The sequence below is a fragment of the Sorangium sp. So ce117 genome (genome assembly GCF_051524395.1).
In the GTDB taxonomy this organism is placed as follows: domain Bacteria; phylum Myxococcota_A; class Polyangia; order Polyangiales; family Polyangiaceae; genus Sorangium; species Sorangium cellulosum_B.
Genome location: NZ_CP150309.1, coordinates 5662490 through 5676194 on the forward strand (window position 1 = coordinate 5662490; position 13705 = coordinate 5676194).

Genomic DNA, 13705 nt, shown 5'->3' on the forward strand with positions numbered 1-13705 from the left:
ACTGCTTTGCCGCGGGCCGGCGAGCCCCCTCGCGGGTGAGTGTCGCGCAACCACGCGCTCAAGCCGCTCATCCAGCCGATGTGGCGAGGCTCATCACGACTACTGGAGTCACCCCTCTGCCTCCGCCGCGACCTGAGCGAACGGGTCTCGGTAAACCTCGTCGACCGACAGCACGCACCCGATCGCCTCGAGGTGCGCGCCCTCTCCAGCGCGGGCCTCCCGGAGCGTCCACGAGTCGTCCTCGTTGCGGTGAAACACCTCGATGCGCTGCTCGTGCCGCGTGACGAGCACGTACTCCCGGAGCGAGGGGATCCGCCGGTAGTTCGCGAACTTCTGCCCACGGTCGTAGGCCTCCGAGCTCTCGGTGAGGACCTCGACCAGGACGATCGGGTTGAGCGCTGCGTCCTTGTCCTCGATATCGCACTCGAGCCTCCCGCAAACGACGCTGACGTCAGCGTACGTGGAGAGTCCGGTCGCCTGGACCCGGACGCGCAGATCGGAGGAGTAGACCGCGCAGGGCCGCCCGCGGAGCTGCGCCCGGAGCTCGGCGCCGACGCTCGCGCACAGGCGCGCATGCTCCGGCGTCCCGCCGACCATCGCGAAGATCTCGCCGTTCAGGAACTCGTGCTTCGTCGGGCTCGCCCGCTCCTGCTCGAGATACTCGGCGTATGTCCCGACGATCCTCCGCGCCGGCTCGTTCATGGTCCCGCAATATGCCACGCCAGCGCGTCGCGACCCTATCCTCGGCGCCATGCCCACCATCCAGAGCACCGCCGAGATCGACGCAGCCTCCGACGAGCTCTTCGCGCTGTCCCAGGACTACGCTCTCCGGCTCGAGTGGGACCCGTTCCTCCGCGAGATGCGCTACCGCGACGGCGCGACCGAGCCAGCCGTCGGCGTGCGGGTGTGGGTGCGGGCGAAGAACGGGCTGTCCATGGAGGCCCGTTACATCACCCTGAACCCGCCGGAGCAGGTGGCCATCACCATGATCGAGGGGCCACGGATCTTCCGCCAGTTCTCGGGCGCATGGCTCTTCAAGGCGCTGTCGCCGCGACGGACCCGCGTCACGTTCCGCTACAACTTCACCGCGCGCCCGCAAGCCCTCGCCCCGGTGCTGGAGCCGATGATGGCGGCCGTGCTGAGGCGCGACATCGTGCAGCGCCTCGCCGGGCTCAAGCAGAGCGCCGAGACGACCGATATCTTGCAGCGGCTGCCGAGGCGCGGCCCGGCAGCCGTCTGACGCGCGGCAAGGCCGCGCGCGGCAGGAGCTGAGCTCAGCGCGAGCCGCGCTCCGTGGACCCGCTCACCGCGAGGCCGCGCGCGTCCGGCGACGAGCGCCCGCGAGCGCGAGCCCGAGCCCCGCGAGCGCGAAGGCGAGCCCGCCGCCCTGCCGCCCCTCGCCGCCGACCCGGCACCCGCAGCCGCCGTCGTCCTCCGCGTCCGGCTCCGACGCCGCGCCGCCGCTGCCCGCATCCGCGCCGCCACCGCCGCCCCCACCCCCGCCGGTCCCGCCGGCGCCCGCGTTTGGGCCGGGCGGCACCGCGCAGGCGTGCGCCTCGAGGTCGCAGGCCTCGCCGTCATCGCAGTCGGCATCGCTCACGCAGGCGACGCACGCCGGCGTCCCCTCCACGAGGGCGCAGCGCGGCGCCTGCGCGCTGCACGGGTTGCACGAAGGCCCGCAGAAAGCATCGACGACGCACGGCGCGCACAGCGCGGCGTCGTTGCAGTAGGAGCCCGCCGCACAGCCGGTGTTTCCGGTCTGGCCGGCGAACTCGCGGCCGCACTGCGCACAGGCGTCCTCGTCCGACGCGGAGGCGTCGCCCGCCACGCTCCGATGGAACGCCGCAGGCTCGAGGAGCGTGAAGCCGGCCCCGGCGAGGTTCGTGCTGGCGGCCTCGCCGGCGCTGAGCTGAAAATCCGCGAACTCGCCGACCAGAAGCGACACCTCGAGCGCTGAATGCTCGACGATCGCGGCATAGAGGATCTCGACGGGGTACAGGCCCTCCTCGGCGAACGTGACGGTATTCGTCATTCGCCAGCTGGGTGCGCCGAGCGCGGGTGGTTGCACAAGCACCGGATAGGCGGCCTGCGCCGAGTCGTAGATCACGAGGGCCACGGCGTCGTCGGCGTAAATGCCAAAGTGGACAGGCTGCTCGACGTAGTCGGACGGCACGGCCAGGTACCCGCGCAGGCGCATGCCGAACGCCACGTCGGGTTCGTTGGCGACGAAGTCGCACCCTCCTGCCGGGCAGTCGGAGACAGCGTCCAGAAAATCGCCGAAGCTCGCCCCGCTCCCGGCCTCGTACTTGTTCGAGAGATCGAGCGGTGTGCGCACCACGGAGCTCACGAGTTCTTCCTGCCCCGCGTCGAAGAACGTGCTCATCTTCTCGATGAAGTCCGCGCTGTCGCCCGATGAAACCCAGAAGTCGACATCTGGCTCGGACGATAACCTTTGCGCGCCGCACAGGCCCGTTCCTCCCTCGGCGGGGAGCGGAGCCACAGGACCGCCTTCGATGATCACTGGCTCGGCGTTCGCGGATACCGGTGCTCCCAGCGCCGTGGAGAGGGCGAGCACGAAAGAGATCGTCAGCTTGGGACGTCGGTGGAACATGGTCGCTCCTGGCAAGGAAAACAGCGCAACTACGCGGCCGCTCGCATGCGACCCGCGACGCACGGCACGTTATCCCGCGCTCGTCACGCGGAGCCCAGAAATCCCCTTCACGGCACGATCCCGACGGCGAGCAGCGGAGTGTCCGCCCTCGCCGTTCCACTCGCCGCCGCGCGCCGCGCGCCCGGCCCTCATCCGCCTGGCCGCGCCCGCGCGAGCGCCTCCCGCGACGCTCCGGCCCCGGGGTGGCGCAGGCGCGCCCGCAGCGCCGCCGCCTCGGCGAGCAGCTCCCGCCCTCGCGCGCGGTCCTCGCCGCGCGCCGCCGCCGCCGCGCGCGCGACGCCCGCCCAGTGCAGCGCGTCCGCCCTCGCCCACGCGTCCTCGCCCGCCCACACAACAGCCGAGTCGGCGAGCGCCGTCGCGGACGCCGCCGCCCCCGCGCCGCGGGCCAGCGCGCACCGCGCGGCGACCACCGCGAGCCGCGCGCGGAACGGACCGAACCCGCACGCTTCCGCGACATGCAACCCCTCGAGCGCCTGCCGCGCGCCGTCGTCGAGCCGGCCAGCGGCGAGCGCGATCCGCGCCGCGAGCTCGTGGCACCGCAGCGCGACCTCCACCTCGCCCGTCGCGGCAGCCCAGCGGCGCGCCTCGACGAGGTGCGCCTCGGCCGACGCGACGTCGCCGCCGCCGCCTCCGTCCAGCAGCGCGAGGCCGAGCAGCGTGTGGCCGTGCGCGACGTGCCCCTCCCAGCCCCTCCGCCTGCACTCGGCGATGTTCCGCTCCGTGGCCTCGCGCGCCTCGTCGCGGCGCCCGAGCGCGAGCGCGTGCTCCGCCTCCCAGAGCGCGCGGCGCGCCACCGGCGCGTCGCCCAGCGCCCGCAGGCGCGCGAAGCGCTCGCCCGCCGCGTCGACCTCGCCGAGGTCGTGCAGCACCGCGGCGAGCAGCGCCAGCGCGCGCACGGCGTGGACCTGGTCCGCGGCGCGACGGGCGCTCCCCCCGGCGCCGCCGGCGATCTCGGCCGACCGCTCGAGCAGGCGGCGCGCGCCGGTCAGGTCGCCCCGCAGCCGCTCCGTGTACGCCAGCGTGCGCAGGCCGGTCGCGATCGGGGCCGGGTCGGCGAGCGCCCCGGCGATCTCGTTGTGCGCCTCGTAGCAGGCGCAGGCGAACGCGAGATCCCCGAGCGCGCCGGCGTAGAGCCCCGCGTCGTACGCGAGCGACGCGCGCACCCGCGCGGGCAGCGAGGCCGGCATGCCGCGGGGGTCGTCGCCGCCGGCGAACGCGCGCAGGATGCGGGCGCCGCGGGCCATGTCGCCGAGCTTGAGCCCGAGGTGCGCGAAGCCGCCGAGGGCGAGCGCGTAGATGTCGTACGCCTCGCCCGCCCGTCCGGCGCCGAGCAGCTCGGTGAGGATGGCCTCGTACGCGTCGACGGCCTCGCGTTCCCGCGGCGCCCGGCGCGGCGCCTCGTCGAGACGCGGCGGCGGCGCGGCGCTCCCCGCGGCGTGGACGCGCTCCGGCGGCACGCCGAGCAGCGACTTGAAGTGCTGCCGCACGAAGGGGTGCGTCGAGTAGCAGCGCTCGCCCGGGCGCGCCGCGAACACGAGCCCCAGCCGCTCCAGCCGGGCGAGCCCGCGCGCGAGCTCCGCGGCGCCCCACCCCGCCATGGCGCCCGCGATCTCGCCGCCGGCCCGGATCAGCTGGAGCAGCGCCTCCTCGCCGGCGCCGCCGGGGAACACCGAGAGGCGCGCGAGCAGGTCCCGCTCGCCCGGCGGCAGCGCGCGCGCGTAGGCCGACAGCACCGAGCTCAGGCGGCGGGCGAGGACGTCGTCCTGCTCGGCCTCGGCGAGGTGCGCCGCCTGCGCCGCGGAGAGCCGCCCCGCGTCGCCGCCGAGGAACGCGCCCACGTAGGAGCCGACGACGGCGACCGAGAGCGCGTGGCCTCCCGTCGTCTCGAACAGCGCGCCGAGGGCGCCGTCGTCGCCGCGGATGCCCCAGCGGCGCAGGAGCGACGCGGCGTCGCCCTCGCAGAGCGGCTCGGGCCGGATCGTCGCGAGCCCGCCCTCGGCCCAGGCGGACAGATCCGCGAGCTCGAAGCGCGACGTGACGAGCGCCCGCGCGCCGCCGAGCCCGGACGCGATCGCGCAGAGCAGCCGCCGGAGGAGCGCGTCGTGGAGCTCGCCGTGCGCGCGCCCTGCGCCCCCCTCGGCCTGCACGGTCTCGATCCCGTCGAGCACGAGCAGGTGCGGCGGCCCCTGCCCCAGCGCCTCCTTCAGCCGCGCGAGCTGCTCTCCGGGCGCCGCCTGAGGCCGCGGCGCCGCCGGGCCCGAGGCGCCCGCGCCCGGCGCGAAGTAGGCCGCCGCCTGGTCGAGGAACGCCTCGGTCCTGGGGTCGTCGTAGAAGCTCCAGACGAGCACCCCGCCGGGCCGCGGGGCGTCGCCGAGCCCCTGGAGGAAGCGCTCGACGATCGCGGTCTTGCCCGCCCCGCCGACGCCGAGGAGCGCGATCACCCGGGGGCACGGCGGCGAGCCGTCGGCCCACGCGGCGAGCCGATCGACGATCTCGGCGCGCCCGACGAAGTGCCGCGCTCGCTGGAGCGTATGCGCGTGCAGCGGGCGCCACGCCGGGGCGGCTCCCTGCGACGGCGCGGGCGCGCCGGCCGGCGCCTTCTCCGCTGCCTCCTCGTCGAGCGCCTCCCTCGCCCCCGCGAGCGCCTTCTCCGCCCCCGCGAGCGCCCTCCCCGCCCTGGCGGGCGCCTCCGCGGCCTGGCTCGCCGCACCTGCTTCCTCTGCGGCGGGATCCTCCGCCGGCGCGGCCTCGGCCTCGACGACGAGCAGCTCCGCCTCGGCGAGGCCGAGCTCGGCGCCGAGCCGCTCGAGGATGCGCCGCCGGGACGGGCTCCGGACCGAGAAGCCGAGCCGCGGATCGTTGACGGCGCCCGACTCGTAGCGGCGGTAGGTCCGCACGTCGACGCCGATCGACGCGGCGACCTGCTCCTGCGTCAGGTCGAGATCGAGCCGCGCCCGCTGGAGGAGCGTGTGGTTGAAGCGGACCGCGGGCTCCGCGCTGCGGCCCGCCCTGGAGACCCGTGCCATCGGTGCGAGCGCTCGATCATCGGCGATGCGGCGCTCTCCTGTCCACCGCGCTGCCCGGTCCTGCCCGGTCCTGCCCGGGTCCCGCCCTTCCGGATCCGGTCCGCCCGGACCCACGCTTCACGCATGAGCACCCTGCACGCCGAACGGACCGCCCAGTGCACCGACTACACCGACGATCTCCGCATCTTCACGGTGACGAACGTCCTGTCGCCCGAGGAGTGCGAGGGCTTCATCGCGCTCGCCGAGGCGCGAGGCTTCGAGCAGGCGCCGATCGGAGGCAGCGAGGTGATCAACCTCGAGGTGCGCAAGAACGGCCGCGTCATGATCGACGATCCGGACCTCGCCGCGAGCCTCTGGGAGCGGCTCGCGCCCTGGACGCCGCCGAGCTTCGGCCTCCACCGCGCCGTCGGGCTGAACGAGCGCTTCCGCTACTATCGCTACACCGAGGGCGAATATTTCAACTGGCACGGCGACGGCTCGTTCGTGCGATCCGGCGGCGAGCGGAGCCTGTTCACCGCGATGATCTACCTGAACGACGATTTCGAGGGCGGCACGACCGATTTCTGGGGCGGCCGGAGCATCGCCCCGCGGCGCGGGATGGCGCTCCTGTTCGAGCACCGCCGGCTCCACCGCGGCGCCGCCGTGACACGGGGGAGCAAGTACGTCCTCCGCAGCGACGTGATGTACCAGCGCGGGTGATGCCAGCGCCGCGCGTGCGCCGGCGCTCGGCGCCTCAGCGGGGCGCCGCGGTGGCGCCGGCGCCGAGCGCCTCGGCGAGGCGCGGCAGCACCTCGCCGGCGCGGGCCTCGATCTTCAGCGCGCCGAGCTCCTCGCCGCGCGCGGAGCCGAGGTTGATCATGGCGATCGGGGTGCCTCGCTGCGCGGCGCGCAGCACGAAGCGGTAGCCCGAGAAGACCGCCAGCGACGAGCCGACGACGAGGAGCGCGTCCGCCGCGTCCACGAGCGCGAACGCCGCGTCGACGATCGGCCTGGCCACGTTCTCGCCGAAGAAGACGACGCGCGGCTTGAGCGGCCCATCGCAGCGGAGGCACGGCGGCGCACGGAAGCCCGCCACGCGCTCGGCGGGCAGGTCGGCGTCGCCGTCGGGGGCGAGGTCGGCCGCGAGGCGCAGCCAGCCGGGGTTCTGGGCGAGGAGCCGCTCCTGGAGGGCGGCGCGCCGCTCCATCGCGCCGCACGCGAGGCAGGCGACCTCGGAGAGCGTCCCGTGCAGCTCGATGACGCGGCGGCTGCCCGCGGCCTGGTGGAGGCCGTCGACGTTCTGCGTGATGAGGCCATCGAGCTGCCCCGCCTGCTCGAGCCGCGCGAGGGCGCGGTGGGCGGGGTTGGGCTCGGCCCTGGAGAACCGCTCCCAGCCGATCACGGCGCGCGCCCAGTAGCGCTGCCGGATCTCGGCCGAGCGGGAGAACTCCCGCCCCTGGATCGGGTTCCGCGCGCGGCGCCGCGTCTCGGGCCCTCGATAATCGGGGATGCCGGACTCGGTGCTGCACCCCGCGCCCGTCAGCGCCACGATCCGCTTGCCGCGCAGGAGCGCGACGAGGTCGTCGAGCGGATCGGCCGGACGCGCTTCGCTGAGCGGCATATGCCCGGGTTGTGGCCCGCCACGACGCGCACCGCCAGGCCAGCGTGTGTCGACCGCGCGGTCCGAGCTCCGCGGAACATCTCGCTTGACCGGTCGGCCGCGCGGCCATATGTAAGCACCCGTGTTGGTGCCCCTGGCTTCGCCCGGGGCTCAAAAGGGAACCCGGTGTGAGTCCGGGGCTGCCCCGCAGCGGTAAGCGAGAACGATCTCCACGACGAGCACTGGCCCTCGGGCTGGGAAGCGGTGGACCGTAGGAACCCGGCGAGAGCCGGAGCGCTCGTGAGCCCGAAGACCTGCCAACATCCTGCGCAGGGGAGACATCCAGCGCCGGTTTGACCTGGAAGCCTCGAGGGAGGCGGGTAGGTCCGAGCTGGCGCAGACTCTCGCGCCTGTCCCGGTTCCGACCCGTCCCCCGCGTCTTCCTTACACAGTCGCCCGCGGGGGCGAGGGGTCGGTCCGATGGCTCTTTATCGAAGGTTCAGCGCGTCCGCGCCTCTTCTTGGCCGGCTCCTCCGTACCTCGCGAACTCGCGCCGAGCGGGCTCGCGCCGCTCCGGACGACGCGGGCAAGGAGTGGTGTTGTGCTGAGCGTTTCCGGTAGAGGGTCGGCACGACGCGCTCTCCCCATCCGCGGTCGCGACCAGGCTTGACCACGCGCGCTCCCCCGCTCTCCACCGAGGGTTCAGCCCTCGAGCGAGGCGTGGGGTGGGGTGCGCCGGCTCGCGACCCCTCCTGTTGGTAGTAGAGGTGGAAAGGGAATAGGCCTTATGCGCATTTCTGCATCTTTGGTTGCCGCGACGCTCCTCCTGCTCTCGCCGTCGGCGTTCGCAGACGCCTTCGACGAGTACGGGGGCAACACGTCGTATACATTCAATCTGCCCAGCATCGCCGACGGGTGGTTCACAGCGCTGGACGGGTTCCCCACGACGGCCCAGGAGATCGATGGCTACGAGCTGGCCGGACGGCTCCTCGTCGCCAACGATCAGACCCTGTATCTGCAGAAGAACTATGGATCGAGCGTCTACGTGCCCGTCGCCACCCTGAGCGACGGGCCGATGGACCCGAGCTTCCTCGCCATCTCGCCGGACGGCAGCACGATCGCGCTCGGCGTCGGCTACGGGGCGCCGCTGCTCGTGTTCCCGAGCTCGATCCTCAGCATCACCTCGCCGCCTGACCTGCTCAGCCACGGGCAGGTGATCGAGCTCGACGTCGACTACTACGACGGGGCCTGGTACGGGAACGACGCGCTCGTCATCAACGGCGGCTATAGCGTCCAGGGTGTCTACACGAGCGGCGTCTATGCCCTCGACCTGACCGCGTCGCCCATCGTGGAGATCCCGCTGATCACGAGCATCCCGGGCGCATCCGGGGGGATCGCCGTGGACTCCGGGGGCAACCTCGTCACCGGGATCGGCTATCAGCCGTCGCCCAACCGGACCGGTGAAATCCGCATCTGGGCGGCGGCCGACATCGAGGACGCCATCGACGGCACGTCGGGCCCGTATGCGTTCGGCGGCAGCGAGGGCTCGCTCCTGGCGAGCAACGTGCTGAACGCGGCGGCGCTCGGCTTCGACGAGGACGACACGCTGCACGTGGGCGGCGGAGACGCGTTCGGCGTCGGCGGCGCGAGCGAGAACGGATACGCGGCGCTCGTCCGCGCCAGCGTGGTCACGGCCGTCCTCGGGGGCAGCCAGACGCCGGTCAACGAGGCGAGCTCGTCGCAGTACCTCGAGTTCACGCCGGACCCCTGCGAGGATGACAGCTCGACGTCGCCCATCGCGTTCGTAAGCCACACGAGCGCCCTGGCGATCGTGTGGAACCCATCGGGCGACGAGTACTCCTCCCCCGCCGGGCAGTGCTACTCGGCCGGGAGCGCCTGGGATTACTGGGAGGTCGGCGTGACGCCGAAGGTGACGCTGTACTTCCCCGACGGCGCGCCGGACTCGGACAGCGACGGCGTGCCCGACGGCGCGGACAACGCCTACCTCACGGCGAACGTGAACCAGCGCGACACCGACGGCGACGGCTTCGGGAACATCGCGGACGCGGATCTCGACAACGACGGCGACGTGGACACGGGCGACTACACCATCCTCAGCGCCGCGATGAACACCCAGCTGGGCAACCCAGGGTACAACCAGCACGCCGACTTCAACGGCGATGGGTACGTCAACACGGCCGATTACAACATCTACCTCGCGCGAAACAACACGTCGGCGCCGTTCTATTGATGTTTGGGCGCGGGCAGCGCCGCGTCGGGATGCTCCGATGGATCGCGCCCCCGCCCTCGGAGGTCTCATGGTGTCTCGTATGGCGCGCGCGAGCGCGCTCCTTTCGATATTCGCGCTCATCGCCTGCGGATCCGAGAGCTCCCCGTCCGGGAGCGGGACCGGCGGCACGGGTGGTGGAGCCGCGCAGGGGTCCGGCGGCGCTGGCGGTGAAGGCGGAGCGGGCGGAACAAGCTCCACCTCCGGAGCTGGAGAGGTCGGCGGCGCTGGGGGTGCCGGAGGCGCCGATGGTGCTGGCGGTGCCGGCAGCACCGGAGGCGCCGACGGCTCTGGCGGCGCTGGCGGCGCTGGCGGCACCGGAGGCGCTGGCAGCACCGGAGGCGCTGGCAGCACCGGAGGCGTCGGTGGCGCCGCCAGCACCGGAGGCGCCGATGGCTCTGGCGGCGCTGGTGGCTCCGGAGGTGCAGATGGCGCTGGCGGCGCCGGCAGCACCGGCGGCGCAGATGGCGCTGGCGGCTCCGGAGCCGCCGGCGGCGCAGGAGAAGGCTGCACCGGCACGGAAACGGTGTTTGCTTCCGAGGTGATCAGTTTTCGCTTCGGGCCAGGCCAACCATTCGGACAGGACAAGTTCCCGGACATCGCCTTCGGTCCTCCCAAGGGTGGGGGTTGTTGCGGCGGCTCGGCCGACGTGGTGTCCCTCGGCAACGGCGGCACCGTCACCTTCGGTTTCTCTGGCAACCTCATCGTCGATGGCCCGGGGCCGGATTTCATCGTCTTCGAGAACGCGTTCCAGAGCACCCCAACCACCGTGTTCGCCGAGCTCGCGACCGTCGAGGTCAGCCAGGACGGCGTCGACTGGAAAGCTTACTCGTGCAAGGCCACGGCGGCCCCCTATGACCACTGCGCCGGCTGGCACCCTGTGCTGGCGAACCCCGAAACGAACTCCATCGATCCCACAGATCCCGCCGTCGCGGGCGGCGATGCCTTCGACCTCACCGACGTCGGCCTCGATTTCGTCCGCTATGTGCGGATCACGGATCGCGTGGACATGGCCGGCCCGAACGGCACCTTCGATCTCGACGCCGTGGCGATCGTGAACGCATCCTGCCAATGACCATCCACGGCAAATACGCCAATGGTACGCCGATGGTACGCCGATGGAATGACAGCAGGTCGATCACCCCGCTCGTCCGGCCACCCCCAACATATCGCTTGACCTGCGCTCGGCACCGCAATATGTAGTGCCTCATGTTGGTGCCTCGGGCTTCGGCCCGGGGCTCAAAAGGGAACCCGGTGTGAATCCGGGGCTGCCCCGCAGCGGTAAGCGAGAACGATCTCCACGACGCGCACTGGCCCTCGGGCTGGGAAGCGGTGGACCGTAGGAACCCGGCGAGAGCCGGAGCGCTCGTGAGCCCGAAGACCTGCCAACATCCTGCGCTGGGGAGACATCCGGCGCCGGTTTGACCTGGAAGCCTCGAGGGAGGCGGGTAGGTCCGAGCTGGCGCAGACTCTCGCGCTTGTCCCGGTTCCGACCCCCTCCCGCGCTGTCTTCCTTTCGCCCGCGGGGGCGAGCGGTCGGTCCGAGGGCTCCTCAAAAGAGCCTGGCGCACCCGTGCGCATCGGCTGGCCTCTTCGCTCTCGCGGCATCGACGCGAGCGGTCCGGGACCGCTCGGAACGAGCACGAGGAGGATGCCATGCTGAACGAACCGTTGGTGAAGAGCAACGGCGCGGCGCCGTTGCGCGCGCTCCACGCACCCCACGCACCTCATGCGCCCGCCATGACGAGCGCCGGCGCGGAGGAGACGCCCCCGCACACGACGATGCGGGTGAAGAAGAGGAACGGGTCGAGCGAGCCCGTGGACGTCAACAAGATCGTCCGGGCGGTGAGCCGCTCTTGCGCGGCCCTGTCCGACGTGGACGCGCTCCGCGTCGCGACGAAGACCATCAGCGGCCTCTACGACGGCGCGACGACGCGCGAGCTCGATCAGCTCTCCATCCAGACGGCGGCGTCGCTCATCGCGGATGAGCCCCAGTACGCGAAGCTCGCGGCGCGCCTGCTCGCCACGACCATCGACAAGGAAGTCCGCAATCAGGAGATCCACGCCTTCTCGCAGTCCATCGCCGTGGGGCGGCGGCTGGGCCTCATCAACGATCGGCTCCACGGCTTCGTGGCGCAGAACGCCCGCAAGCTGAACGACGCCATCGAGCCGAGGCGCGATCACGAGCTCGAGTACTTCGGCCTGCGGACCCTCTACGACCGCTACCTGCTGAAGCACCCCGAGACGCGCCTCGTCATCGAGACGCCGCAGCAGTTCTTCCTGCGCATCGCGTGCGCGCTCTCCGAGACGGCGGCGCAGGCCATCGAGCTCTACCGGCTCTTCTCGTCGCTCGATTACCTGCCGAGCTCACCGACGATGTTCAACTCCGGGACGAGCCACGAGCAGCTCTCGAGCTGCTTTCTGCTCGACTCGCCGGACGATCACCTAGAGACCATCTACCAGCGCTACACCGACGTCGCGATGCTCTCGAAGTTCTCGGGCGGCATCGGGCTCGCCTACCACCGGGTGCGCTCGCGCGGCTCGCTCATCGAGAGCACCAACGGGCACTCCAGCGGGATCGTGCCGTGGCTCAAGACGCTCGACGCGTCCGTCGCGGCCGTGAACCAGGGCGGCAAGCGCAAGGGCGCCTGCTGCGTCTACCTCGAGCCGTGGCACGCCGACGTCGAGGAGTTCCTCTCGCTGCGCGACAACACCGGCGACGAGGCCGCGCGCACCCACAACCTGAACCTCGCGAGCTGGGTCCCGGACCTCTTCATGAAGCGGGTCGAGGCCGACGGCGAATGGAGCCTGTTCGACCCGAAGGACGTGCGCGATCTCCCCGATCTCTACGGTGAGGAGTTCGATCGTCGGTACGTCGAGGCCGAGCGGGCGGGCCTCGCCAAGAAGACGATGAAGGCCCGCGAGCTCTACGCGCGGATGATGCGCACGCTCGCGCAGACCGGCAACGGCTGGATGACGTTCAAGGACAAGTCGAACCGCGCCTGCAACCAGACGGCGCTGCCGGGCCGGGTAGTCCACCTCTCGAACCTCTGCACCGAGATCCTGGAGGTGACCTCGAACGAGGAGTCGGCCGTCTGCAACCTGGGCTCGATCAACCTCGCTCGCCACACGGTCACGCTGGCGGACGGCGCGGTCGCGTTCGACTTCGAGAAGCTCGCGCGCACGGTGGGGACCGCGGTCCGCCAGCTCGACCGCGTCATCGACCTCAACTACTACCCCATCCCCTCGACGAGGCGATCGAACCTCCGCTGGCGGCCCGTCGGGCTCGGGCTCATGGGCCTGCAGGACGTGTTCTTCCAGATGCGCCTGCCCTTCGACGCCCCGGCGGCGCGGGAGCTCTCCAGGCGGATCTCGGAGGAGGTGTATTACCACGCGCTCTCGACGTCCGCGGACCTCGCGGCGGAGAAGGGGCGGCACCCGGCGTTCGACGAGACGCGCGCCGCGCGCGGAGAGCTCCAGTTCGACGCGTGGGGCGCCGTCCCGGAGGACGCGGCGCGCTGGGAGGCGCTCCGCGCGCGCGTCCGCGCCGAGGGGCTCAGGAACTCGCTGCTCGTCGCCATCGCGCCGACGGCCACCATCGCGTCGATCGCGGGCTGCTACGAGTGCATCGAGCCGCAGGTGTCCAACCTCTTCAAGCGCGAGACGCTCTCGGGGGACTTCCTGCAGATGAACCGCTACCTGGTCGCGGAGCTCAAGCGGCTCGGCGCCTGGAACGACGCGGTGCGCGCCCGGCTCAAGCTCGCGGAGGGCTCGGTCCAGGGCATGGACGAGCTGCCCGAGGAGCTCCGCGCCGTGTTCCGGACGGCGTGGGAGATCCCGATGCGCTCGCTGATCGACATGGCCGCGGATCGCGGGGCCTTCATCGATCAGAGCCAGTCGCTGAACCTCTTCATCGAGAACCCCACCATCGGTCAGCTCTCGAGCATGTACTTCCACGCATGGAAGAAGGGGCTCAAGACGACCTACTACCTGCGATCGCGCCCCGCGACGCGCATCACCAAGGCGACCGTGGAGGCGGCGCCGGCGAAGGCGGCCGCGGACGTGGCCTGCGCGCTCGAGAACCCCGAAGCCTGCGAGGCCTGCCAGTGAGCCGCGTCAGCCGCCCCGCGCGCCTCCTCGAT

At 72.1% G+C, this 13705-nt stretch carries 10 protein-coding genes and 2 riboswitches; of the genes, 6 read left to right on the plus strand and 4 right to left on the minus strand.

Features of this window, described 5'->3' with window-relative positions:
• Positions 1-108: 108 nt before the first annotated feature.
• On the minus strand, positions 109-702 hold the full coding sequence (locus WMF46_RS21180; protein WP_437987240.1) for a Uma2 family endonuclease: 594 nt from the start codon (positions 700-702) through the stop codon (positions 109-111).
• Between the two features lie 49 nt (positions 703-751).
• On the opposite strand from WMF46_RS21180, the gene WMF46_RS21185 reads away from it, so the two are divergent.
• Complete coding sequence (locus tag WMF46_RS21185) at positions 752-1240, plus strand: type II toxin-antitoxin system RatA family toxin (protein ID WP_437987241.1); 489 nt, start codon at positions 752-754, stop codon at positions 1238-1240.
• 63 nt (positions 1241-1303) lie between these two features.
• Here WMF46_RS21185 and traA read toward each other — a convergent pair whose 3' ends face one another.
• Complete coding sequence (gene traA / locus WMF46_RS21190) at positions 1304-2611, minus strand: outer membrane exchange protein TraA family protein (protein ID WP_437987242.1); 1308 nt, start codon at positions 2609-2611, stop codon at positions 1304-1306.
• 188 nt (positions 2612-2799) lie between these two features.
• Entirely contained in the window at positions 2800-5697 is a 2898-nt protein-coding gene (locus tag WMF46_RS21195) for a helix-turn-helix domain-containing protein (protein ID WP_437987243.1), read from the minus strand.
• Between the two features lie 123 nt (positions 5698-5820).
• Between WMF46_RS21195 and WMF46_RS21200 the strand changes: the two genes are divergently transcribed.
• Positions 5821-6396: a prolyl hydroxylase family protein gene (locus tag WMF46_RS21200; RefSeq protein WP_437987244.1), complete on the plus strand. Its 576-nt coding sequence runs from the start codon at positions 5821-5823 to the stop codon at positions 6394-6396.
• Between the two features lie 34 nt (positions 6397-6430).
• Here WMF46_RS21200 and WMF46_RS21205 read toward each other — a convergent pair whose 3' ends face one another.
• Complete coding sequence (locus WMF46_RS21205) at positions 6431-7297, minus strand: NAD-dependent protein deacetylase (RefSeq protein ID WP_437987245.1); 867 nt, start codon at positions 7295-7297, stop codon at positions 6431-6433.
• 108 nt (positions 7298-7405) lie between these two features.
• Positions 7406-7612, plus strand: a riboswitch (cobalamin riboswitch).
• A 451-nt stretch (positions 7613-8063) separates the two neighbouring features.
• On the opposite strand from WMF46_RS21205, the gene WMF46_RS21210 reads away from it, so the two are divergent.
• The 4 genes from WMF46_RS21210 (at position 8064) to WMF46_RS21225 (ending at position 13673) form a co-directional block, all read left to right on the plus strand.
• Positions 8064-9527, plus strand: a complete 1464-nt coding sequence (locus WMF46_RS21210; RefSeq protein WP_437987246.1) for a dockerin type I domain-containing protein — start codon at positions 8064-8066, stop codon at positions 9525-9527.
• Positions 9528-9811: 284 nt separating this feature from the next.
• On the plus strand, positions 9812-10108 hold the full coding sequence (locus WMF46_RS21215; protein WP_437987247.1) for a hypothetical protein: 297 nt from the start codon (positions 9812-9814) through the stop codon (positions 10106-10108).
• Complete coding sequence (locus tag WMF46_RS21220; protein WP_437987248.1) at positions 10105-10638, plus strand: hypothetical protein; 534 nt, start codon at positions 10105-10107, stop codon at positions 10636-10638. Before WMF46_RS21215 ends, WMF46_RS21220 begins: the two co-directional genes overlap by 4 nt.
• A gap of 121 nt (positions 10639-10759) precedes the next feature.
• Positions 10760-10967: riboswitch (cobalamin riboswitch) on the plus strand.
• Positions 10968-11303: 336 nt separating this feature from the next.
• On the plus strand, positions 11304-13673 hold the full coding sequence (locus WMF46_RS21225) for a ribonucleoside-diphosphate reductase subunit alpha (RefSeq protein ID WP_437987918.1): 2370 nt from the start codon (positions 11304-11306) through the stop codon (positions 13671-13673).
• Positions 13674-13705 lie beyond the last annotated feature (32 nt).